This is a genomic window from Rothia koreensis (genome assembly GCF_052232265.1).
GTDB classification, from domain to species: domain Bacteria; phylum Actinomycetota; class Actinomycetes; order Actinomycetales; family Micrococcaceae; genus Rothia; species Rothia koreensis.
Map to the genome: position 1 here is coordinate 75847 of NZ_CP197643.1, position 22994 is coordinate 98840.

A 22994-nucleotide genomic window follows, 5' to 3' on the forward strand; every position below is an offset into this window, starting at 1 on the left:
TCGGGTGGCCTTTCGAGCCGTTTCTCAGCGGTGGCACAGCCGCAAAGAGTTAGGTTTAAGACATGGCTAACCGTGCAGGAACTCCAGCTCGTCCCGAGGATCTCGTTGACCTCGAAGAATTGACCCAGGCGTACTACTCCGTGGTCCCCGACTCGGCCGATCCGGGTCAGCGTGTCGCCTTCGGCACCTCGGGACACCGAGGAAGCGCGCTCAAGGGATCCTTCAATGAGGCACATATTGCCTCGATCACCCAGGCAATCGTCGAGTATCGGTCCGCTCAGGGCTACAAGGGCCCGATCTACATGGGACGCGACACCCACGCCTTGTCCGGCCCCGCCCAGGACACGGCGCTCGAGGTCCTGGCAGGCAATGGGGTCAGAGTTCTGGTCGACTCCAACGACGGCTACGTGCCCACACCGTCCCTGTCCCACGCGATTCTGACTCACAATGCCGATCCCTCGGCAGAACGTGCGGACGGTATCGTAATCACCCCGAGCCACAATCCCCCGACGGACGGTGGCTTCAAGTACAACCCTCCCCACGGGGGTCCCGCCGATTCGGACGCCACGAGCTGGATCGCCGATCGCGCCAATGACTTGCTCGAGAACGGCCTGAAGGAGGTGCGGCGCGTACCTCTCGCACGCGCCAAGGCCGCGGACACGACCGGTCGCTTCGACTTCATGGCCTCCTACGTCTCTGCGCTTCCCGAGATCATCGACCTGGACGCGATCCGCGATTCCGGGTTGCGCATCGGGGCGGACCCGATGGGCTCCGCGGCCGTCGAATACTGGATCACGATCTCCGAGCGCTTCGGCCTCAACATGAGCGTCGTGAACCCGGAGGTCGACCCCCGCTGGGCCTTCATGACCCTGGACTGGGACGAGAAGATCCGCATGGATTGCTCCTCCCCCGAGGCGATGGCGTCACTCGTCGCATCCCGTGACCAGTTCGACATCGCGACGGGGAACGACGCCGACGCGGATCGCCACGGCATCGTGACTCCCGACGCCGGGCTGATGAACCCGAATCATTACCTGGCCGTCGCGATCGACTACCTGTATCGCCATCGTCCGGAATGGTCCGGCACCGCAGGGGTCGGAAAAACGCTGGTGTCCTCCCGCATCATCGACAAGGTCGCCGAGTCCCTGGGCCGACCGTTGGTCGAGGTGCCCGTGGGCTTCAAGTACTTCGTCGAGGGACTCATCGACGGTTCGCTCGGCTTCGGCGGCGAGGAATCGGCGGGGGCTTCCTTCCTCCGCAAGGACGGCTCGGTGTGGACCACGGACAAGGACGGCATCATTCTGGCCCTGCTCGCGGCCGAAATGACCGCGGTCACCGGCAAGACTCCCTCTCAGCGTTACGCGGAGCTGACCGCGGAATTCGGTGCGCCGAGCTATGCGCGCATCGACGCTCCCGCGGACCGGGAGCAGAAGGCTCGACTCAAGAAGTTGTCCGCGGCCGATGTGACGGCCACCGAACTCGCCGGTCAGCCCATCACCGCGAAACTCACGGAGGCCCCGGGCAACGGTGAACCGATCGGCGGCCTGAAGGTCGTCACGGATGACGCCTGGTTCGCGGCCCGCCCCTCCGGAACCGAGGACGTTTACAAGATCTACGCGGAATCCTTCCGGGGCGACGAGCAACTGGCCGAGGTCCAGAAGGAGGCCAAGGCGCTCGTCGACGACGCCCTGTCCTGACCCGCGGGCCACGACACGCCCGGGGCCGGCCCGGTCGACGAGGCCCCCGTTCATTCTCCGCCTCAGGGCCCCGGCATCCGCGAGATGCCGGGGCCCTGAGGCCTTTTTTGGCCTCCGGCTCAATATCATATAAATCGAGGCAGAAAAACCTCATGACACAACTATTGGCAGAGTCTGAGTTTAGGAGAGAACAATGAAGGCTCTTGTTTACCACGGTCCCCAGTCCAAGGCGTGGGAAGAGGTCCCCAACCCGAGCATCGTCGATCCCACCGACGTGATCGCCCGGGTGGACACGACCACGATCTGCGGCACCGACCTGCACATCCTGAAGGGCGACGTCCCGGCGGTCACCGACGGCAGGATCCTGGGACACGAGGCCGTGGGAACCGTGACCGAGGTGGGGTCCGCGGTCACCGATCTCGAACCAGGTGACCGCATCATCATTCCGGCCGTCACGAACTGCGGCAAGTGCTCCTACTGCAAGGTCAACCAGCCATCGCATTGCCAGACCCTCGGAGGCATCGGCTGGGTCTTCGGCCACCTCATCGACGGCACCCAGGCCGAATACGTGCGAGTGCCTTTCGCAGAGACGTCGGTGCATCGCGTTCCCGAGGGGCTCGACGACGAAGACGTCCTGTTCCTGACGGACGCGCTGCCGACCGGATTCGAGATCGGCGTCCTGAACGGCCGCACCCAACCGGGTGACACCGTCGCGGTCGTCGGCGCGGGCCCGGTGGGTCTCGGCGCGGTCATGACCTCGGGTCTGTGCGGTGCTGGACGCGTGGTCGCCGTCGACATGGATCGGAACCGACTCGACCAGGCACTGGAGTTGGGTGCCACGGATGCGGTCAATGCGAGTGACCCGGACGCCATCGATCAGATCAAGGCCCTGTCCCGGGACGGTCTCGGCGTCGACGTCGCGATCGAGGCGGTGGGCATACCGCAGACCTTCCGCACCTGCCTCGACATCGTCCGCCCCTACGGGACCGTGGCCAACGTTGGCGTGCACGGCAAGCCGGTCGACCTGCCGATCCAGGACCTCTGGATCTCCAACGTGACCGTGACCATGGGTCTCGTGGATTGTTCGACCGTCGACAAACTGCTCAGCATGGTCTCCTCGGGCAAGCTCGAGGCGCGGAAGATGGCCACGCACCGTTTCGGCTTCGACCAGTTCGAAGAAGCCTATGACCTGTTCGCGAACGCGGCCGATCACCAAGCAGTCAAGGTAGTGATCTCCCGCTAGGCACGCGGTCGGGAACCGCGGCGCCCACTGCACCTTTCGCCAGCACGTATGCTCTTCGATGACTGCGCGGAGGTGCGGTGGGCAGCACGCGGCCAGAATCGATCATCTGCCGAAGCAACCGGTTTGCCGCCGACTGGGACAGGCACAGAGCGTCTTGGACCCGCTGGCTCGTGACCGGGTCGCGCCCGCGGGCCAAGAGGTCGATCAGTTGCTGCTCCCGGGAATCCGTCGCCTTGGTCGCCCCGGAGACGTCCACGTACTCCTCCGATCGTGGTGGTGCATCGGGGCCGGACGGTGCGGGGGCCAGCCGCAAGATCACGGTGACCGACGTCGGCGTGACCCTGAATTCCGGCGCCGGCTTGCCCGCCCTCTGCATCGCATAAGCCATGCGGGCGATGCCCGACCCACGGTTTTCGCAGACCGATGCCCCGGTCCGGGGCATCTCGACTTCCTCGAGCAGCTTCGCCAACGCCGCATTGCGCGACGACGACGTGAAGACCCGCCCCAGTTCCTCGACACGCACTCCCCCGTACAAACCGCCCGGGTTCCGTATTTCGAGCCGGTCCGAGTACAACTCCATCTGCACCTGAATGCCGCGCGCGTACGGGCTGTAGTCCCGATGCATCAGGGCATTGGTCATGGCCTCGCGCACGGCGACGTCCGGATAGTCGAACACGTCCCGGCGGCCGTCGGCGGAAATGATGGCCGCGCGATTGGAATTTCGACGCACGGCATCCACGGACGCGTTGATCAACGAGGGGATAGGTCCATTGAAGGACTGGTTGTCCGTGAAGGCGACACCGCCCGCATCCACCTCACCGAGAGAAGTTCCTGGCACCGCCACGAAGGTGACGTTCAGTTGGGGGTAGAACTCCTGGGGGTAGACGCCCAGCGCGAGGAGCCCGGCGAGGGTCGGTCGGGCCCTTCGGGCGGAATCGTGGGTGACGTTCAGTCGCTTGAGGGCTATGCGGGGTTCGACGCCGCTGAAGGCCGCCGGAGTTCTGGCCCGGGCCTTGGCCAGCAGGTTGTCGACCGCCTGGGTGTGGAGTATGTCCTGGTTTCCGTTCTCGACCGGTTCCCGGTCGTATCCCGGTTGGATTCGGTTGTCCCTGAGCTGGCTGACCTCGTACTCGGAGAGCTTGTGGTCGCCTTCTCCAATACGTATGTACGAACCGCCATATGCGCCTTTGGCCGCGACGAAACAGGGTTTGTCGAAGTAGGGCAGCTCCTCGACGTCGGCGCGGACGACCCTGACCCCCTCGAATTCCTCGACCGACAATTCGACGGAGGGGTGCGGGGTGAGCTTGGAGCGGACGGCATTGGACACGGCGTCGTGGACCCGCTGAGCATCAAATCCCTTGACGGGCCGGAACGTCTTGTCGGTCAGGCCGAAGAGGATGGTTCCACCGGTCCCGTTGGCGAAGGCGCTCATGGTTTCCAAAGCCGATTTCGGGAAACCGTGCAGACCCGACTTGACCTCGACCTCGGTCGATTCCGAACCCGAGGCTCGGAGCTCCTTGACGAGTTGCCTGGTACCTCTCATAGTCATGATGCTAATCACATAGTCGCTCATCGTCATCCAAAATTTTGGTGACCATGAGGCGACATGGCCGCGAGAGAGGCATGATTCGCCGCCGAAACTGGGCCCGACCAGGGGGTCCGCACCCCGCTCATACCACACCCGATTATGCGCCGCTTCACACTTTGGGGTTAGAGTTGCGGACGGCAAACTTAAACATCCAACAAATGAACGGTGCTACCCGATGTCCAGTCACATCGCTGAAGGCACAGAAGCAGACCCTCGGAACCCGAGCGGAAAAACCTTCTTCGGCCACCCGCGAATGCTCGCCAATCTCTTCTCCGTGGAGATGTGGGAGCGCTTCTCCTTCTACGGGATGCAAGGCATTCTCGTCTATTACCTGTACTACTCGGCCGCCGAGGGCGGCCTCGGCCTCGACAAGGCCGCGGCCACCGGCATCATCGGCGCCTACGGCGGCATGGTCTATCTCATGGCCATCCTCGGCGGATACCTGGGCGACCGGGTCTTCGGCCCGGAACGGACGCTGTTCTATTCCGCGGTCGCGATCATGTTCGGCCACCTGGCTCTGTCCCTGATCCCCAACTTCGCCGGCGTGATCATTGGACTGATCCTGATCGCGGTGGGTTCCGGCTGCCTCAAGACCAACGCGTCGGTTCTGGTGGCCTCCCTCTATGACGTCAAGGACATGCGACGGGAGGCCGGCTTCACGGTCTTCTACATGGGCGTCAACATCGGCGCCCTCGTGGGGCCGCTGTTCACCAATACCGGTTGGGGCATCTTCGGTTTCCACTTCGGATTCCTGCTCGCCGCGATCGGCATGGCGCTGGGCCTCCTGCAGTATGCGTTGACCCGCAAGAACCTGCCCGAGAGCGTCCACTACGTCAACAACCCGGCGAATGGACGACAGAAGGGCATGTTCGTCGGCGGCCTCGTCGTGGCCGTCGTGATCGTTCTGATCCTGTGCATGCTCGGACTCATTACGCCCGGCAATATCTCCAACTGGGTGATCGGCCTGACCCTGGCCGGCGCGATCGTGCTGGGCTACATCCTGATCGGCAGCAAGAAGACCGACGAGACCGAGCACTCCCGGGTCATGGCTTTCATCCCGCTGTGGATCGGCAACGCCGTGTTCTGGTCCCTGTACCAGCAGCAGTTCACCGTCATGGCCGTGTACTCGGACAGCCGCCTCGACTGGCACCTGTTCGGGCTCGAATTCAAGCCGGGTCTGTTCCAGTCGATCAACCCCGTCTTCATCATCCTGTTGGGGACCGTCTTCGCGACCATGTGGACCAAGCTGGGGAACCGCCAGCCGTCCACGGTCACGAAGTTCTCGCTGGGCATGGTCGGCGTCGGCATCGCATTCCTGATCTTCCTGCTCCCGGCGGGTCACCACATCGTGAGCCTCTGGTGGCTCGTGCTGATCCTGTTCGTGTGCACGATCTCCGAACTCACGCTCTCACCGACCGGCACGTCCGCGACCACGCGCTTCGCCCCCGAAGCGCACAAGGCGCAGATGATGGCGTGGTACTGGACATCGGTCGCGATGGGCACGGCGATGTCGGGCTGGCTCGCACAGTTCTACTCCGAGCCGAACGAGGTCCCGTACTTCCTCACGATGGGTCTGATCAGCGTCGTCGCCGGCGTGATCCTGTGGTTCTTCCGCAAGCCGATCCTCACGATGATGCGCGGGCTCAAGTAGGGCCGACTGCCTCACACGACGAGGGCGGGATTCCCGACGGGGAGTCCCGCCCTCGGTGTATCCGGTCGGCCGCGTCGTCGTCCGACGACGCCGAGACGAACCCCTGACATGTGGACAACGCGTTGAGCGGGTCCGCGAGTCCGTAGAATCGTTCGTGCACCATTGGCCCGAATCGCATCCCGGTGCTCGGCCATCGACCCATGAAACGACTCAGGAGTACGCGTGAGCGCTGCACCCTCATCCGATTCGACGTCCCAGAAGCTGGGCCTGAAGTGGTCGCTCCACGGGGACGGGAGACATGTCGCCCCGGGGCAGGTCGTCGCTCCCCAGGAGAGGCTCGCGTGTGGGCGCACCATCAGCATCGGAGCCCAGCACGTGGTCGCCATGTTCGGGGCCACGTTCCTGGTTCCACTGCTCACGGGCTTCCCTCCAGCCACCACGCTGTTCTTCTCCGGCGTCGGAACGCTCCTGTTCCTCCTCCTCACGGCGGGACGGGTCCCCTCCTACCTGGGATCCTCCTTCGCATTCATTGCACCGATCGGCGCGGCCATGAACCAGTACGGCCCCGGCGGCGCTCTCGGGGGCGTGGTCATGTCCGGGCTGACCCTCTTCATCATCGGTCTCGTCGTCCAGGTGGCCGGGACGGCCTGGCTCCAGGCGCTGATGCCTCCCCTGGTCACGGGGTCGATCGTGGCCCTGATCGGCTTCAACCTGGCGCCGTCGGCCAAGGACAACTTCATGAAGGCGCCCGTGACCGCGCTCGTGACCCTGTCCTCGATCGTTCTGATCTCAGTTCTGTTCCGTGGGATCCTCGGCCGGCTGTCGATTCTGTTGGGTGTGGTCATCGGGTACATCACCGCGGTATGCCGAGGTGAGGTCGACTTCGGGTCGATCAGTGAGGCGTGGGAGACCGAGGGTCTCTTCGGCCTTCCGCACTTCCACGCCCCCGAATTCCATCTCGCCCTCGCCGGACTTTTCGTGCCCGTGGTCCTCGTCCTGGTGGCCGAGAACATCGGTCACGTGAAGTCCGTGGCCCTGATGACCGGGACCAACCTGGACCACTATGCGGGACGTGCCATCATGGCCGATGGCCTGGCCACCACGGTCGCTGGAGCCGGCGGAGGTTCCGGGACCACCACCTACGCGGAGAACATCGGCGTCATGGCCGCGACCAAGGTCTATTCGACGGCCGCGTACTGGGTCGCGGCCGTCGTCGCTCTCCTCCTGTCCGTCATGCCGGTCTTCGGTGCCGCGGTGGCGACCGTGCCCGCGGGAGTTCTCGGCGGAGCCGCGACCGTCCTGTACGGCATGATCGGCATGCTCGGCGTACGAATTTGGGTGCAGAACCGCGTCGATTTCTCCAACCAGGTGAACCTGACGACCGCAGCGGTCGCCCTGATCGTGGGCATCGCCGACTACACCTGGGACATCTTCGGTCTCCAATTCGCCGGTATCGCCCTGGGCACGGGGGCCACCCTCGTGGTCTACCACCTGATGACCTTCATCGCGCGCCGACGTCGCTCGGTGGGCCACGACCCTTTGGAACCGGACGCCACGGAACACCCCTCGCCCCTGGGATAGACCCCCGGAACTACTCCCCCAGCACGCTCGCGCGCTGTTCGTCGAAGAACGCCCGATCGGCCGGGTCGGGACGGTCCATACCGTTGAGGAGTCGGTGCCACACGGGATAGTAGGCCGGCAACTGGGAGGCTTCTGTGATGCGTCGGCGAGCGTCGTCGGGCAGCGAAAGATCTGCGGCGTCCAGGTCTTCGATCAGGTGGTCGAATTCGCGTGCCGCAATGGCGATGCCGTCGACCCCTGGGCGACCCAGGAGCCAGGAAATGACCACCTGGGGCAGACCCCACCCGAGCTCACGGGCCGTCTCGTCGAGAACATCGATCAGGCGATAAGCGCGGTCCCAGTCCGTCACGTGGGGCTCGGGCCACCCCGTTCCCTGCCTCGTCGCGGACGAGGTTTCCTCCCCTCGTCGAACCTTCCCGTTGAGCAGGCCCTCGCCCAGCGGCGACCATCCCCAGGTCCCGACCCCGAGGTCCCGCGCCGCGGGCAGGATCTCGTATTCGATCTCGCGCGCCTCCGGCGTGTAGTAGACCTGCTGCTCGACCGGTGGGGTGAGGCCCAGGGCCTTTGCCTCGTAAACCGTTTTGGTCAGTTGCCAACAGGTGTAGTTGGAGACGCCCCAGTACCGGATCTTGCCGGAGGCGATCAGTTCGTTGGCCGTCTCGACCGTTTCGCGTACAGGCGTCTGACCGTCCCACTGGTGGATGTAGAGCAGGTCCAGGTGGTCTGTCCCGAGCCGCGTCAGGCTGTCCTCCACGGCCCGCGTCAGGTGGTAGCGGCTGGCGCCCGAATCGTTCGGGCCGTCACCGACCGGTGACCTGGCCTTGGACGTCAGGATCACATCATCGCGTCGACCGCCGAGCGCCTTGGCCAGGACCTTTTCGGCGTCACCGGCGCTGTAGATGTTCGCGGTATCAATGAAGTTGACGCCGCGGTCGAAAGCGGCATCCAGTTGTTTCCGCGCTTCCGACGCATCCACACCGGCAATTTTCTCGAAGCCTCCACCCTGGCCATAGGTAATGGTTCCCAGGGCCAGACGAGACACGTACAGACCGGAGTTGCCGAGACGGGTGTATTCCATGGTGTCGCTCCTCACGCATCATTGGGTGACCCCATGGTGTACACGCGCGCAGGGCTATGGCCAGGGTTTGAGGCGAACAGCGAACGAGGAGATCTGGTCCGCTCCGGACCACGCGGAGAATTCAAGGGGTCGACGCGCTCGGGATCGTTGCGCGGCCGGGGGTCGATGGTGACTCATGGGGCCGGTGTGCGGCCGCCGGGTCGGACTCAGAGCCGATCGAGGACGGCGAAGGCCAGGTCAGGTCTGTTGGTCACGATCCCGTCGACGTCGAGTCCGACGAGGCGCTCCATGTCCCGCGGGTCGTCCACGGTCCAGACGTCGACGCGCATGCCGCAGGCGTGGGCGGCCCTGATGAACCTGCGGTCCGCGACCGGGACCCGGAAGGGACCGACCTTGTGCGACATCGGAACCTGCATGGCCTGGAAGGCGGCGATCCACGGCCTCAGGGCTCGACGGACCACGGGCCACACGCGCACACATGCCTTGACCGGCATAAGGGCGCTGACGAGGCGAAATGCCGCGATGCCGCCGTATCCGGCGCTCGAGGGGACCCCATCCGGGGCATGACGCATCGCGCGACGACGTCGGGACTCAGAGAAGGAAGCAATGAGCACTCGGTCCCACGCCTCGGCCCGGTCGATGACCCGCGGCAGGGCAAGGACCGACGCCTCGTCCTTGATATCGATGTTGAAACACAGGTCGGGGCAGGCCTCGAAGACTGAGGCCATGGTCGGAATCGCTTCCCCGCCGACCATACGAAGGGCGGCCAGGTCCGAGGCATCCGTCGTCGCGACGTCGCCCGGTTTCCCGGCAACGCGTTCGATGTCCGGATCGTGGATCGCGACGACGACGCCATCGGACGTCGTGTGAACATCCGTTTCGATCCACCGCGTTCCCACGTCGCCCGCGGCCCGGAAAGCCCGGATCGAGTTCTCGTCCGCGTCCACGGCCAGCCCGCGATGGGCAAGGATCCGGACGGCGCGCGCATCCTGCCGTTCAGTCACGCTCGAGCAGCTCCTCGATGACCTGTGCGACGCCGTCTTCCTCGAAGCCGGGACACGTCCGCCCGACGGCCTGGATGACATCTGGCCACCCCGAGGCCATGGCATAACCGTGGCCGGCCCATTGGAGCATCGTGGTGTCATTCGGCATGTCACCGAAGGCCAGAACCTCCTCCGGGCCGATGCCTTCTGCGGCACACCAACGCGACAGGGTCCGCCCCTTGGAGAGTCCCGGTTGCCCGATTTCCGCGAGCGGCATATTTGCCACCGCGTGCGTGACGGAGACCTTGTCCTCGGCCGCTTCGCGCACGACGTCGTAGAGGGCGCGAGGGTCCATGGAGTCGTCCCGGACCAGGAACTTGATGATGCGGGACTTCTCCGACAAGAGGTCGGGCAGGTCCCCGATGGTTCGTTTCCCGGTTTCGAGCAGATTCGTCTGCGGCCATCCGGGCTCCGAGACCACCCCTTCAAGGGTCTCGGTCGAATAGTGCGCATGGGGCAGAAACCGACGGAGTTCCGAGTGCAGGTCAAGGATCACGTCCGTGGGCACCGTCTCGGCCTGGACGACCTCTTCCCGCGCGACGTCGTAGACCACGGCCCCGTTCGAACAGATCGCGACCGAGTCGTATTCGAGTTGCTCCCGGACAGGGTCGAGCCAACGGTGCGGCCGCCCGGTGACGTAGACGATCTCCACGCCGGCGGCCCGGGCGGCACGCAACGCATCGAGCGTGCGATCGCGAAACTTGAAGTCCGGGCCGAGGACGGTCCCGTCCAAGTCGGTCGCGATCAATTTGATCACGCGGTGACCTCGTAGGTCCCGGTCAGGAACGCCCGTCCGATTCCGTGGAAGAACAGGTTGAAGTTCACGACTGCGGGGCTGGCGCTCTCGTCGACATCGAGCTTCTCGGTGTCCACCGCAGTCACGCAGAAGATGTATCGGTGTGCGCCGTGACCGGGAGGCGGCGCGGCCCCGGTGAATTCGCGATTGCCGCCGTCGTTGAGGTGCTTGACGGCGCCGTCGATCGCTCGCGAAGCCCAACCGTTCGGCAGCTCCGTGACGTCCGCGGGAATGTTGGACACGCACAGATGCCAGAAGCCGGAGGGCGTGGGAGCATCGGGGTCGAAGCAGGTGACCACGTAGCTCTTGGTCCCTTCCGGGGCTCCCGACCATGAGAGATGGGGAGCGATGTCCTTGCCGCCTTCGATACCCATGGCTCCCGAGGCCTGGTCGAGCGCCAGAGGCTGGTTTTCTGCCACGTCATCGGAGGTCAGCGTGAATTCGGGCAGTTGCGGCAGACCGGCGTACGGTTCACGATCCAGCATTCTCGTTCTCCTTCTCTCGCTTCAGATACTCTTCCAGTTCTTCACGGCTCGGCGAGTCGGCGCCTTTCCGAGAAACGGTCACGGCGGCCGCGACGACCGCCCGCCGCAGCACATCCTGCACGTCCTCCGCCGTCAGCGCATCGAGTCCTTCTCGGCTCCGTGCGCCGCAGATGCCCCGGTCCACCAGGGCCGAGAGGAGGGCGGCCATGAAGGAGTCTCCGGCGCCCACGGTATCCGAGACCTCCACGCGGGGAGGCTGGAGACGAACCCCGTTCCCGCCGGAGCCCCGGCTGATGGCCCACGGGCCCCACTCCCCGCGTGTGACCACCACGAGGCCCACCCCGGCTTCGAGCCAGGCCCGGGCGGATTCCTCGACCGTACGGTGAGGATAGAGCCACAGCAGGTCCTCGTCCGATGCTTTCACGACGTCGGCGGAGGTGACCACGGATTCGGCCCGCTCCCGGGCCTCGGACGAGTCGGGAATGATCGTCGGACGGCAGTTGGGATCGTAGGCGATCAGAGCGTGCGGCGAGGCTTGGCGGACGGCCTCGACAACGGTCGAGGCTCCCGGTTCGAGCATCGCCCCAATCGAGCCGACGTGCAGCAGATCGGTCTCCGCCAGGAGCTCGCCCAATCTGTCGCGAGCCGCTTCGAGATTCCAGTCCAGCCGGAAATCGTAGGATGCGGCACCGGTTTCGTCGAGTTCGGACTCGGCGACCGACGTCGGCTCGTCGTCGGGACCGATCGGCAGTTCGACCCCGGAGTCCCGAAGGTGCTCGTCGATGACGTTGCCGTGTTCGTCCCGGCCGTACCTGCCAATGAATCTGGTCCTGTGACCCAGCCGGGACAGCCCCACGGCAACGTTCAGGGGGCTGCCTCCGGGGTGGGTTCTGGGAACCTCCCCGCCCTTCTTCACGATGTCTACGAGTGCCTCGCCGATCACAGTTAGCATGCGCTCAGTCTATCGAGGCCGGAAGCCGAGGGACCATCCTTGTGAAGGGTCGTGGATACCGATCTTCACATGTGGCACGCGACACGTTGTTTTCCATCCACAAACCCCACATTTCGCAAAAATTGCCCGCCGCGATCATCTACGCTGGAAAATGCTCAGCACGAGCATGCGTTCGAAGATCACGTCCGGGTCAGCGAAGCCCCGGAACGAGAAAGTGAAGGTCTAACCGTGACCAGCCTTGTCACCCCCACCGAATGGTCCCGCCGCGAAGAGCTCGCCGAAGCCATGATCCCGCTGATCGGCCGGTTGCACCGCGAGAACCGCGTGGTCGTGAACATTCACGGCCGCAACCTGCTCAACCAGTCGGTCACAGACATCATCAAGGCCCACCGCTGGGCCAGGCAGATCGATACGGTCGAACTCAGCCTCGAGGAGACGTACCCGCTGGTCGAGGCGCTGGACGAACTCGAACTGGGTCCGGCCTCCGTGGATCTGGCCAGGCTCAACAAGTTGCACAAGACCCAAGGCAATGACTCCGATGTCAAAGGATGGTTGCGCGACCAGCTCGCCGACGTCGTCGGCCTCCAGGGCCAGGAAGAACGCAAGAGCCAGGACATCGTGCTCTACGGTTTCGGCCGAATCGGCCGGCTCCTGGCTCGCATCCTGATCGAGCGCGGCCTCGGGTCGGGACTGAATCTGCGTGCCGTGGTCGTACGCAAGAACGGCGAAGAGGACCTGTTCAAGAGGGCATCCCTGCTGCGTCGCGACTCGGTCCACGGAGCATTCCGCGGAACCATCCAGGTGGACCCCGAAACCAACATCGTGACCGCCAACGGCGTGCCGATCCAATTCATCTACTCCTCGGACCCGGCCACCGTGGACTACACCGAGTACGGCATCGACAACGCCCTGATCATCGACAACACGGGCCGCTGGCGGGACGAAGAGGGGCTGTCCCAGCATCTCCGGGCCAAGGGCGCGGCGAAGGTTCTCCTGACCGCTCCGGGCAAGGGGGAGCTGAAGAACATCGTCTGCGGGGTCAACCACGACATCATTTCCGACGACGACCGCATCGTCTCCGCTGCCTCGTGCACGACCAACGCGATCACGCCGGTCCTCAAGGTTCTGGACGACGAATACGGCGTCTCGCACGGCCACGTCGAAACCGTGCACTCGTTCACCAACGACCAGAATCTCATCGACAACTTCCACAAGGGAGACCGCCGAGGCCGATCGGCAGCATTGAACATGGTGTTGACCGAGACCGGGGCGGCGAAGGCCGTGGCCAAGGCGCTCCCCCAGCTCAAGGGGAAGCTCACGGGCAACGCCATCCGCGTTCCCACCCCCGACGTGTCGATGGCAATCCTGAATCTGCAACTGGACGAGGCCCCCGATTCGAAGGATTCGCTGAACGCCTATCTGCGTGACCTGTCCCTGAACTCGACCCTGCGGAAGCAGATCGACTACACGGACTCGCACGAAGTCGTCTCGACGGACTTCGTCGGATCGCGCAGGGCCGGCATCGTCGACGGTCTGGCAACGATCGTCTCCGGCAACTCCGTGGTCGTCTACGTGTGGTACGACAACGAGTTCGGGTACTCGTGCCAGGTCATTCGCGTGGTCGAGGAGATGGCCGGGGCCCATCCGGCCAGCTTCCCCAAGGAGTAATCGTCACGCCGCACGACGCCGCCCCGGGCCGTCCTGAGTCGCGAGAAGCATGTCGCGGCAGACAGGTCGGGGCGGCGTCGTGCGTCGCCGGTGCTCAGTCGTTGCGGTAGAAGCCTTCGAGAGCCCGCCCCAGGGCCCAGAGGTCTTCGACGTGGCACATTTCGCGGGCCGAGTGCATCGACAGAAGCCCGAGTCCGACGTCGATGGTCCGTATGCCCAGGCGCGTGGCGGTGATCGGCCCGATCGTCGAGCCGCACGGAACATCGTTGTTGGACACGAATTCCTGATACCCGACTCCGGCACTCTCGCATGCTCGCGCCCAGATCGCCGCGCCGACGGCGTCGGTCGCGTACCGCTGGTTCGCATTGATCTTGAGCAAGGGGCCCGCGCCCGGCTTCGGCTGGTTCACGGGGTCATGATGTCCGGGGTAATTCGGATGCACCAAGTGACCGGCATCCGCCGAAAGGCACACGGATCCGGCGAGCGCGCGTCGGTATTCGGCCGGTCCTCCGCCGCGTGCGGCCGCGATCCGGACCAGGATGTCGTCGAGGATGGGCCCGGCTGCCCCGGAGCGCGAGGACGACCCGATTTCCTCGTGGTCGAAAGCGGCCAGGACCAGGGTCTCGTCCCGTGCTGCTTCGCCGTCGGATGCGCGGACGAGTGCTTCGAGCCCGGCATGGACCGAGGAGAGGTTGTCCAGGCGACCGGATGCCAGGAACTCGTGGTTCTGGCCGAAGAGCCGGCCTTCCTGGGTGTCGGCGAGGACAATCTCGTACCCCGTCACCGACCCCGGATCGATCGTTTCACCGTTCACCTCGTGAGCGGCGAGATACCCCAGGACGTCGCTCGGCGGGTCCCCCGCGCCCCACACGGGTTGAACATGGTTCTGGCGGTCCAATGTGAGGCCTTCATTGGCGGAACGATCGAGGTGAATCGCCAGCTGGGGGATGCGGGCTACCGGCCCTGTCGCGACGAGCTTCTCCTCGATCCGCCCATCATCCGCTCTCACGCTCAGCCGACCGGCAAGGCACAATTCACGATCCAGCCACGAGTTGAGAAGAGCGCCGCCGTATACTTCCACGCCGATCTGGTGCCACCCGAACCGATCGATCGATGATTGCGGCTTGACCTTGAACGTCGGCGAATCGGTGTGTGCCCCCACGATCCTGAAACCCTGGTCCGGCGTCGCCGCGGCCGGGGTGTACCAGGCAACGATGGCTCCGTCCCGGACCACGTACCGTCCGCCCGGGCCACCGTCGAAATCTTCCGTTTCGTGCTGTCGGACGAAGCCTGCAGCCTCCAGTCGCCTGGCCGTCTCACGAACCGCATGGTAGGACGAGGGCGACGCGGCGACGAAGTGTGCGAGATCCTCCGCATTGCCGCGCGGGTCGAGGGGTGCGGTTCCGGGGCCGTGATCGGTCATGGGTTCCTCCTGGTTGTCAGTGAGTTGTGGGGACGCGGGGACCAACGCCCGCATTCTGCAGGGCCCAGCCCGGCCAGGCCTGCCAGGTGACGGCGGGGTCGCGCCGGGCCGGGATGCGGCGACGTCGTGCGGCCCAGAGGACGAGGACCGCATAGAGCCCTTCGACCACCAGGGTCACGATGGCGTCCGAAGGACCGGTTGCGACGGCGCCGAACGGGTCGGCGAGCCCGAAGAGACCCAACAGGACAGTGGTCACGTTGTTGCCGACGTGCAGGCCGATCGAGGCTTCCAGCCCGCCCGTGGCGATGCAGAGCACGCCTGCGATCACCGCCAGGATCCCGACGCTGATCAGCCCCCACAGGCCGTACCCGTGGCTCAGGACGAAGAACGGCGCCGGAAGGAGGACGGCCCAGAGGGGATGCTTGAGCCACCGGCCGACCGTTTGCATGAGGAATCCTCGGAACACCATCTCTTCCGCGGCGCACTGAATCGGCACCACAATCAGGATGATCAGGAGAATCCACACGCCGGTTCGGGGGTCGAAGCTCGGCGTCGGCGTCTCCTCGCCCGTGGCCGCCGACAGCAGGACCGTGAGCCCCTGGACGATCACGAAGAGGACGAATCCGATGGTGAGGCAGGTTGCCAGCCAGGTCCATCTCAGCCTCCCGGCGACCGAAAAGAGCAGACCCAGCGGCCGGGGCCCCATGATGAGTCGTCCCAGAATCACGCACGGCGCCATGAGGGCAATGCTCAAGAACATGATCAGGAAAGTGAAGGGACTCGAAAACATCCCTTCCGGATAACCATTGGGGCCGATGGTCACGGGTGCGGATCCGGTCAGCAGCGGTGCCACGAGCATCGGTATGGAGACAAGGATGGCCAGCACGAGATAAACAGGGCCGGAAATGCAGAATTCGACCAGCGGCTTCCACCAGCGATGAAAGGGATCCGCTTTCCACAAACGGTGGTACGGCAACGGTTCCACGGGGACATCGTTGAATTTGGGGGCTCCGGCTGCTTGGTAGGCGCGAGCCGCTTCTTCCGTGCCGTCACCGCGCCCCGACCCTGCTTCCCGGGCCGCTGGGGGCCATCCGGGCTGCGAGACCGGGGTCGGCTGTTCTCCGGATGCCCACGGGGGCGTTGAGGACTTCGGGGAGATGGGGTCTTCCATGCCCTCCACTCTATGGGGTGGCCGCCTGTGGTTCCCACGATCCGCGATCTTCGGGAGCGAATCCCAGGATTTCGGTTGGGTCCGCACCCACGACGACGTCGTCATACGACTGAACAATGTGCCACCTGACGCGGACAAAATTCTGAGAAAGTTTTGAGCATTCATGCCACACTTGAATCGTTAATCACATTTCTTTCCAAAGGAATCCTCCTATGTCACTACGGTTCAATCCCCCACCGCATTGGCCGCCCCCGCCCGAGGGATGGAGGCCGGACCCCGGGTGGCGCCCCGATCCCAGCTGGGGTCCCGCGCCCCAAGGATGGCCCTTCTGGGTCGACGACAACGGCAACCCCGTTCCCTCCGATCACCCCGATGACCCCTCGTTCATCCCGCCGGAACCCGAAGCGGACGGTTCATCCCCAAGGACCAGGGGCAGAGCGGATTCGGCGACCGCGCCCAGGGCTCCCAGCATCCCCCGGAGGACCAAACCTCGCAGGAAGGTTCGGACAGAGCCCAGCAGCCCATGGCGGGAGCCTCGCCCCATGGCACGTCCGGCGGTTGGAACGGCGGCTGGAACGGTGGCCAGGGCGGGCCGGGCCAGGGCGGCAGCACCCAGTGGAGCGGCTATCCCGGCGGCCAGGCACCGCGAAAAAAGAACTTCTTCACGACGACCGCAGGCATCCTGTCGATCATCGGCGCGATCCTGCTGGTCCTGATCGTCGCCCTGGTTCTCGTTCTGGCCGGGATCATCGGAAAGTCCGGGGACCCGGAGGAATCACAGACGGCGTCGTCGTACGCCACGGAGTCCAGCACCGCCAGTGGCTCGCCCCAAGCCTCCGGGACGGGTTCCGCCCCGTCGGGCTCGCGTCCGGATCAGGCCAACATTCCCGGGAATGACGCCGAACCTGTCGAAACGCTCTCCGGCGAGGGCGATCAGAGAGTCAAGACGGACAAGCTCAAGGACGGCCACGTCTACTACGCCGAATACTGGTTCGAGGGCGAGTCCAACTTCGCCATCTGGGGAATGGACGACAAGGGCGAGGACTCGGGCCTGTACGCCAATGACATCGACACCTCGGCCGGATCGAGCTGGATCAATCTGGACGGCCTCTACGGCAACCCCAAGGGATTCCACATGGACGCGACCGAAGGTTCCTGGGAGGTCAAGCTGTACGACAAGAATGCCATCCAGTCGGAAGGGGACAAGCCCCTCGAAAGCAACGGGACCGTTGCTTACGTCTATCAGGGCCCGAAGAAGGACGCGACCTTCGAGAACCTGGGTCACGAATCCTTCGAGATCGAGGCCTACGACCTGAAGGGCAACCGGACCTTCCACGAGAACGTCTCCGAGGGGCAGAAAAAGGATGTTTCCTTCCCCGACGCGACCAAGGATGACGACAACATCCTCGTCCAAGTGAGGACGACGCACGTCGAGGAAAAGTGGAAGATGTCCTACCGCTGATTCGCTCCCGCTCGGCATCAACGACGCACCCCGACGGTCGCCCCGCACTTCGCGCGGGGCGACCGTCGGCCTGTGGACAACCCGTTCTCACGGCTGTCCCGTCGTCTACGATGAAACAAGCAATGGCGGCGAGATGACAGGAGCACAGATGCTGGATCGGCAGGCCCGTCGGATACACCCCACGGGCCGCTCCGCCCTCCTGGTCGATTGCGACGGAATCGAAGACGTTCTCTCCCTGCACACGGCTCTCTCCGAAGACCCCTTGCGGGGCCAGCTCGAACTCATTCCCGCGGCATCGACTCTGCTGGTGCGATTCCGTTGCCCTCTCTCGCCGGCGGAACAACGGGCGTACGTGCGCCACCTGTCGAGCATGCCCGGGAAAGAAGGACTCACGGTCGGAGCGAGCGTGGTTGAGATCCCGGTGGAGTACAGCGGGGAGGACCTGGACGACGTCGCCCGGCACGTGGGTGCCTCCGTGGAGGAAGTCGTGCGCCGCCACAGCGAAACCACCTGGAGGGCCGCGTTCTCCGGTTTCTCCCCGGGATTCGCCTACCTCGTCGCCGCCGAGGGTGAGGCTCCGCTGACCGTCCCCAGACGCAGCAGCCCGCGGACCAGGGTTCCGGCGGGCTCGGTCGGCCTGGCCGGTGAATTCTCCGCGGTGTACCCGAGCGCTTCGCCCGGCGGCTGGCAGCTGATCGGAACCACCGATGCTGGCGTGTGGGACCTCGAACGAGAAGTGCCGGCCCTGATCACGCCCGGCACGACCGTTCGGTTCTGCCCGCGTCGGGAGTCTGTGACGGTCCGGGACGAGGCTGATGCGTCACGGGACATCGTCCCCGGCGAGGACCACCACTCGACCGAGAATCGGACAGCCGCCCCGGACGAGGAAAAGGACGGCGCGAGCGACGCCCTGCGCATCGACAGTCCCGGACTCGCGACTTTGGTCCAGGACCGGGGCCGTCAGGGACACACGGGCTGGGGAGTGAGCCCCTCGGGTTGGGCCGACCCCGCGGCCGCCGAATCGGCCAACCGATTGGTCGGCAACGACCTCTCGGAGGCCGTACTCGAGAACACGGCCGGGCAGTTGTCAGTCACCGCGCTCCGTGACGTCGTGCTGGCTGTCACCGGTGCCGAAGGTGACCTGAGGATCCGCGATTCGGACACCGCCGTCCGTGTGCCCGGAAACCGCCCCTTCGCTCTTCTCGCCGGGCAAAGGCTCACCATCGGCTCACCGGACCGGGGGTTGAGGTTCTATCTTGCCGTGCGCGGTGGAATCAGGACCCCGCTCGTTCTGGGAAGTTCTGCGACGGACACGCTGGCTTCTCTCGGTCCGAAACCGCTGGCCAAGAACGACGTCGTCCGTTGTGGTCACCAGCCACGCCGCTCCGTCGACTCGCCGGCGTCCGGCGTTGGCCTGCCACTGGGACGGGAGGTCACGGACATCCGAATATCGCCCGGCCCACGGCTCGACTGGTTCACTTCCGCATCGGTGCGCAAGCTGGCGGAAACGACGTGGAACGTCACGGAGGCCAGCAACAGGGTCGGTGCCCGGCTCGCACGATGGTCACCGGACACGGAAGCGGGCGAGCTGCCTTCTCCCCTTGAACGTACCGCCGAGGCCGAGGGCCGCGAACTGCCCAGTGAGGGCATCGTGGAGGGGGCCGTCCAGGTTCCACCGTCCGGCAATCCAGTGATCTTCATGGCGGACCATCCCGTGACCGGCGGCTATCCCGTGATCGGAATCGTGGAGCCGGACCACCTCCGCCTCTTGGCACAAGCGCCTCCCGGCTCGCTGATCCGACTCGTCCTCGATGCTTCCTAGCTCATGCCCATCACACACACCGGAGAAAACACCATGCGCAAAGTCATGATCGCGAATCGGTCCGAGATCGCAGTCCGCGTGCTGCACGCCTGCGCCGAGCGGGGCATCGGAACCGTCGCCGTGTACGCGGATTCGGACGCCAAGTCCCCACACGTTCACCTCGCCGACGAGGCCTACGCCCTCGAAGGGGATTCCCCTGCAGAGACGTACCTCAACATCGACAAGCTCATCGACATCGCGCAGCGTTCCGGGGCAACCGACGTCCACCCCGGGTACGGCTTTCTGGCCGAGTCGGCGGACTTTGCACGAGCCGTCGCCGGCGCCGGCCTCACCTGGATCGGGCCCTCCCCCGAAACCATCGAGGCACTGGGAGACAAGATCCGCGCCCGGGAGATCGCCACGTCCGCCGGAGCACCCCTCGCTCCCGGAACCGATGGCCCACTGGCCGATGCTCACGAGGCCCGAGCCTTCGCGGAAGAGCACGGCTTGCCCATCATCATCAAGGCCGCTCACGGCGGCGGCGGCAGGGGCATGCGCGTAGTCAAGGACATCGCCGACGTCGAGTCCGCCTTCGAATCAGCCGCCCGCGAGGCCCAGGGCGCCTTCGGTCGCAGCGAATGCTTCGTGGAGCGCTTCCTGGAAAAGCCACGTCACGTGGAGGCCCAGGTGGTCGCTGACTCGCACGGCGGCGTCGTGGTGGTGGGCACCCGGGACTGCTCCCTCCAGCGCCGGAACCAGAAGCTCGTGGAGGAGGCCCCGGCCCCCTTCCTGAGCGATGAGCAGAGAACGGAGATCGAACGGGCTTCTGCCGCGATCTTCCGGGAGGCCGGATACGTCAATGCCGGGACCGTCGAGTTCCTGGTAGCTTCCGATGGTCTGATTTCGTTCCTCGAGGTCAACACGCGGATCCAGGTCGAGCACCCGGTCACGGAGGAAACCTTCGGAGTGGACCTGGTGGGTTTGCAGCTCGATGTCGCCGCGGGCGGACGCCTGCCTTTCGAGGAAGCACCGCGTGCGCAACGGCACTCCCTCGAGTTCCGCATCAACGCGGAGGATCCCGGTCGTGGGTTCCTCCCGGCGGGCGGAACGATCTCGGGCATCACCGTTCCCACCGGACCGGGCATCAGGTGGGACGCGGGGGTCGTGGCAGGGTCCAGGGTTGCCGGTGACTTCGATTCCTTGCTGGGCAAGCTCATCGTCACCGGGGCAACCCGCGATGCGGCGCTCGCTCGGGCCCGACGCGCCCTGGCCGAATTGACGGTCTCCGGGGTTTCGACGACGCTCCCCTTCCACCGCGCGGTCCTCGACCAGGAGGACTTCACGAATTCCCCGTTCTCGACCTACACGACCTGGATCGAGGAGGTCCTGACGCCGAGCCTGGAACCCGACGGTGGGTACGCGGCACCCCGGTACGCGGACAACACGTTGTTCGGAGACCTGGACACGGGGTCCCGCGGCTCGGTCACGTCAGGGGTAGAGGTCGACGGCAGATTGACCAGAGTCAGGTTCCCCGCCGACGCCTTGTCCGCCCTGGGCCGCGGTCTGGCCGAAGGGCTCGGAGGGGTGCGGTTCTCCCCCGACGACGCCGCACAGGGCGCTTCCTCGAGCGGCACCGACGCCTCGGAGGTCGAGGTCAGCGCGTCCTTGAACGGTTCCTTGGTCAGGTGGGAGGTCGAGGACGGAGAAACCGTCGACGAGGGTCAGGCCCTCGCGACGTTGGAAGCGATGAAGACCGAGATGCCGCTGGAGTCACCGGCCGCGGGCGTCTTCCGCCGGGGATCCATCACACCGGGTGAGAAAATCGCCGCCGGGACCGTGATGGGCGTGGTCGGCAACGCCGGATAGGCCACCACGCGCGCCGAGGCGGTCGCATTGATGCGGCCGCGTCGACGCGGCCGCGGTGGCGCGGGCTGGTCCGGCGACCTGACCTGCCCTACCCGTTCCACAGGGTCGAGAGCTTCCCGACCGCCCCCGCGCCGAGGTAGAGGGTCAGCAGCCACACGATGACGCCGGCCGAGGCCAACCACTTGGGATACTTGTAACCGCCCAACAGATCACGCCGGAAGATGGCGACCACCAGAATCACCGTGAACCCGAGCGGAAGGATCAGTCCGTTGATCGTTCCGGCGATGACCAGCAAGGTTCCCGGAGCCTTCCCCAGGGTCATGAACACGAGGGTCGACAGCACGATCATGCCGACCGTCAGAGCATTGCGGATCCAGGTCTTGGTCTCCCGAGTGGTCATGAACGAAACCGAGGTGTAGGCGGCCCCGATGACGCTCGAGATCGAGGCGGCCCACAGGATCACGCCGAACAAGCGCAGACCGATGTCTCCGGCGGCGTGCTGGAACGCCTCGGCGGCGAGGTTCGAGCTCGTCAGCGCGACGCCTCCGGCCACGACACCCAGGATGGCCAGGAACAGGAGATAGCGCATCACACCGGTCACGATGATCGAGGTGATGGATGCGTTGGATATGGAACGGACGTCGTCGGGCCCGGAGACACCCGCATCGATCATTCGGTGCGCGCCCGCATACGTGATGTAGCCGCCCACGGTTCCCCCGATCAGGGTCGTGATCACGGCGACATCGACGGTGTCAGGCAGTACGGTCTGGCGGAGCGCATCACCAATGGGCGGGCCGGAGACAACGGCCACGTACCCGGTAATCAGGATCATGACGACGCCGAGGACCACCACGATCTTGTCGAGAGCGACCCCGGCCTTCTTGGACAGGAAGACCAGGACCGCAAGCACCGCGGTCAGGATCCCGCCCCACGTGGAATCGAGCCCGGTCATCGCGTTGATGCCCAGGCCGCCGCCCGCGACGTTGCCGACGTTGAACACGAACCCGCCGAAGACCACGAAGATCCCCAACAGCACACCCACTCCGGGCAGGAGTCTGTTCCCGAGTTCGCCGGCCCGAAGACCGCTCACGCCGATCACGCGCCACACATTCAGCTGGACCGCTATGTCCACGATGATCGACAAGAAGATCGCGAACGCGAAGGCGGCCCCCATCTTCACGGTGAAGGTCGCGGTCTGGGTGATGAATCCCGGGCCGATGGCCGAGGTGGCCATGAGGAACAGGGCGCCCAGAAGGATGGAGCGCTTGGACTCCGGCTTGGGCAACCGACTCTTGGTGACGACGTCGCCGACGGCCGTTTCCGCATTCTCCGGATCGTGGTTGCCCGAATCGTCTGCCCACGGCATGTCCTGGGCATTCCCGGAACGATTGTTGTTGGTCATGTGAGCCTCTCGAGGGGGCGGTCGTGCTGGACCGGGTTAGGCCAGCGACGAAATCGTACCAAAGAGTTCAGTGGCCCCAAGCACATA

General features: G+C 65.2%; 17 protein-coding genes. 8 read left to right on the forward strand and 9 right to left on the reverse strand.

Features of this window, described 5'->3' with window-relative positions:
* Positions 1 to 62: 62 nt before the first annotated feature.
* Positions 63 to 1697: a phosphoglucomutase (alpha-D-glucose-1,6-bisphosphate-dependent) gene (gene pgm / locus ACTSLZ_RS00345; RefSeq protein ID WP_443095324.1), complete on the forward strand. Its 1635-nt coding sequence runs from the start codon at positions 63 to 65 to the stop codon at positions 1695 to 1697.
* Between the two features lie 193 nt (positions 1698 to 1890).
* Entirely contained in the window at positions 1891 to 2940 is a 1050-nt protein-coding gene (locus ACTSLZ_RS00350) for a zinc-dependent alcohol dehydrogenase family protein (RefSeq protein ID WP_443095325.1), read from the forward strand.
* Here ACTSLZ_RS00350 and ACTSLZ_RS00355 read toward each other — a convergent pair.
* Positions 2918 to 4489: an ATP-binding protein gene (locus ACTSLZ_RS00355; RefSeq protein ID WP_443095326.1), complete on the reverse strand. Its 1572-nt coding sequence runs from the start codon at positions 4487 to 4489 to the stop codon at positions 2918 to 2920. The two genes, ACTSLZ_RS00350 and ACTSLZ_RS00355, sit on opposite strands and share 23 nt — an antisense overlap.
* A gap of 214 nt (positions 4490 to 4703) precedes the next feature.
* Here ACTSLZ_RS00355 and ACTSLZ_RS00360 point away from each other — a divergent pair, with 214 nt between their 5' ends.
* Together ACTSLZ_RS00360 and ACTSLZ_RS00365 are read left to right on the forward strand one after the other, a co-directional pair.
* Complete coding sequence (locus tag ACTSLZ_RS00360) at positions 4704 to 6179, forward strand: peptide MFS transporter (RefSeq protein ID WP_129315246.1); 1476 nt, start codon at positions 4704 to 4706, stop codon at positions 6177 to 6179.
* A gap of 222 nt (positions 6180 to 6401) precedes the next feature.
* A complete protein-coding gene (locus ACTSLZ_RS00365) occupies positions 6402 to 7760 on the forward strand; it encodes a uracil-xanthine permease family protein (protein ID WP_443095327.1) in 1359 nt (452 codons plus the stop codon).
* A gap of 10 nt (positions 7761 to 7770) precedes the next feature.
* On the opposite strand, the gene ACTSLZ_RS00370 is transcribed toward ACTSLZ_RS00365, so the two are convergent.
* From ACTSLZ_RS00370 to ACTSLZ_RS00390, 5 genes are all read right to left on the reverse strand, one after another.
* On the reverse strand, positions 7771 to 8838 hold the full coding sequence (locus ACTSLZ_RS00370) for an aldo/keto reductase (RefSeq protein WP_443095328.1): 1068 nt from the start codon (positions 8836 to 8838) through the stop codon (positions 7771 to 7773).
* A 206-nt stretch (positions 8839 to 9044) separates the two neighbouring features.
* Positions 9045 to 9842, reverse strand: coding sequence for a glycerophosphodiester phosphodiesterase family protein (locus tag ACTSLZ_RS00375; RefSeq protein WP_162421464.1), 798 nt, complete (start codon positions 9840 to 9842; stop codon positions 9045 to 9047).
* Positions 9835 to 10638: an HAD family hydrolase gene (locus ACTSLZ_RS00380; RefSeq protein WP_129315250.1), complete on the reverse strand. Its 804-nt coding sequence runs from the start codon at positions 10636 to 10638 to the stop codon at positions 9835 to 9837. Before ACTSLZ_RS00380 ends, ACTSLZ_RS00375 begins: the two co-directional genes overlap by 8 nt.
* On the reverse strand, positions 10635 to 11162 hold the full coding sequence (locus ACTSLZ_RS00385; RefSeq protein WP_129315251.1) for a YbhB/YbcL family Raf kinase inhibitor-like protein: 528 nt from the start codon (positions 11160 to 11162) through the stop codon (positions 10635 to 10637). The genes ACTSLZ_RS00380 and ACTSLZ_RS00385 overlap by 4 nt, the downstream gene beginning before the upstream one ends.
* Positions 11149 to 12114, reverse strand: a complete 966-nt coding sequence (locus ACTSLZ_RS00390; RefSeq protein WP_178979293.1) for a carbohydrate kinase family protein — start codon at positions 12112 to 12114, stop codon at positions 11149 to 11151. Before ACTSLZ_RS00390 ends, ACTSLZ_RS00385 begins: the two co-directional genes overlap by 14 nt.
* Before the next feature lie 228 nt (positions 12115 to 12342).
* On the opposite strand from ACTSLZ_RS00390, the gene ACTSLZ_RS00395 reads away from it, so the two are divergent.
* Positions 12343 to 13782, forward strand: coding sequence for a glyceraldehyde-3-phosphate dehydrogenase (locus ACTSLZ_RS00395; RefSeq protein WP_443095329.1), 1440 nt, complete (start codon positions 12343 to 12345; stop codon positions 13780 to 13782).
* Positions 13783 to 13876: 94 nt separating this feature from the next.
* Here ACTSLZ_RS00395 and ACTSLZ_RS00400 read toward each other — a convergent pair whose 3' ends face one another.
* Together ACTSLZ_RS00400 and ACTSLZ_RS00405 are read right to left on the reverse strand one after the other, a co-directional pair.
* On the reverse strand, positions 13877 to 15205 hold the full coding sequence (locus ACTSLZ_RS00400; RefSeq protein ID WP_443095330.1) for a M18 family aminopeptidase: 1329 nt from the start codon (positions 15203 to 15205) through the stop codon (positions 13877 to 13879).
* Positions 15206 to 15221: 16 nt separating this feature from the next.
* Positions 15222 to 16376 carry a lysostaphin resistance A-like protein gene (locus ACTSLZ_RS00405; RefSeq protein WP_443095331.1) on the reverse strand — a complete coding sequence of 385 codons (1155 nt, stop codon included), beginning with the start codon at positions 16374 to 16376 and terminating at the stop codon, positions 15222 to 15224.
* A 523-nt stretch (positions 16377 to 16899) separates the two neighbouring features.
* Here ACTSLZ_RS00405 and ACTSLZ_RS00410 point away from each other — a divergent pair.
* The 3 genes from ACTSLZ_RS00410 to ACTSLZ_RS00420 all read left to right on the forward strand — a co-directional run bounded on the left by ACTSLZ_RS00410 (position 16900) and on the right by ACTSLZ_RS00420 (position 21505).
* The gene (locus ACTSLZ_RS00410) at positions 16900 to 17838 is read left to right on the forward strand and encodes a hypothetical protein (protein ID WP_443095332.1); all 939 of its coding nucleotides are present in this window, start codon (positions 16900 to 16902) and stop codon (positions 17836 to 17838) included.
* 148 nt (positions 17839 to 17986) lie between these two features.
* Positions 17987 to 19660 carry a carboxyltransferase domain-containing protein gene (locus tag ACTSLZ_RS00415; RefSeq protein ID WP_443095333.1) on the forward strand — a complete coding sequence of 558 codons (1674 nt, stop codon included), beginning with the start codon at positions 17987 to 17989 and terminating at the stop codon, positions 19658 to 19660.
* Between the two features lie 33 nt (positions 19661 to 19693).
* The gene (locus ACTSLZ_RS00420; protein WP_443095334.1) at positions 19694 to 21505 is read left to right on the forward strand and encodes an acetyl/propionyl/methylcrotonyl-CoA carboxylase subunit alpha; all 1812 of its coding nucleotides are present in this window, start codon (positions 19694 to 19696) and stop codon (positions 21503 to 21505) included.
* Positions 21506 to 21593: 88 nt separating this feature from the next.
* Here ACTSLZ_RS00420 and ACTSLZ_RS00425 read toward each other — a convergent pair whose 3' ends face one another.
* Positions 21594 to 22907, reverse strand: coding sequence for an NRAMP family divalent metal transporter (locus tag ACTSLZ_RS00425; protein WP_443095335.1), 1314 nt, complete (start codon positions 22905 to 22907; stop codon positions 21594 to 21596).
* Positions 22908 to 22994 lie beyond the last annotated feature (87 nt).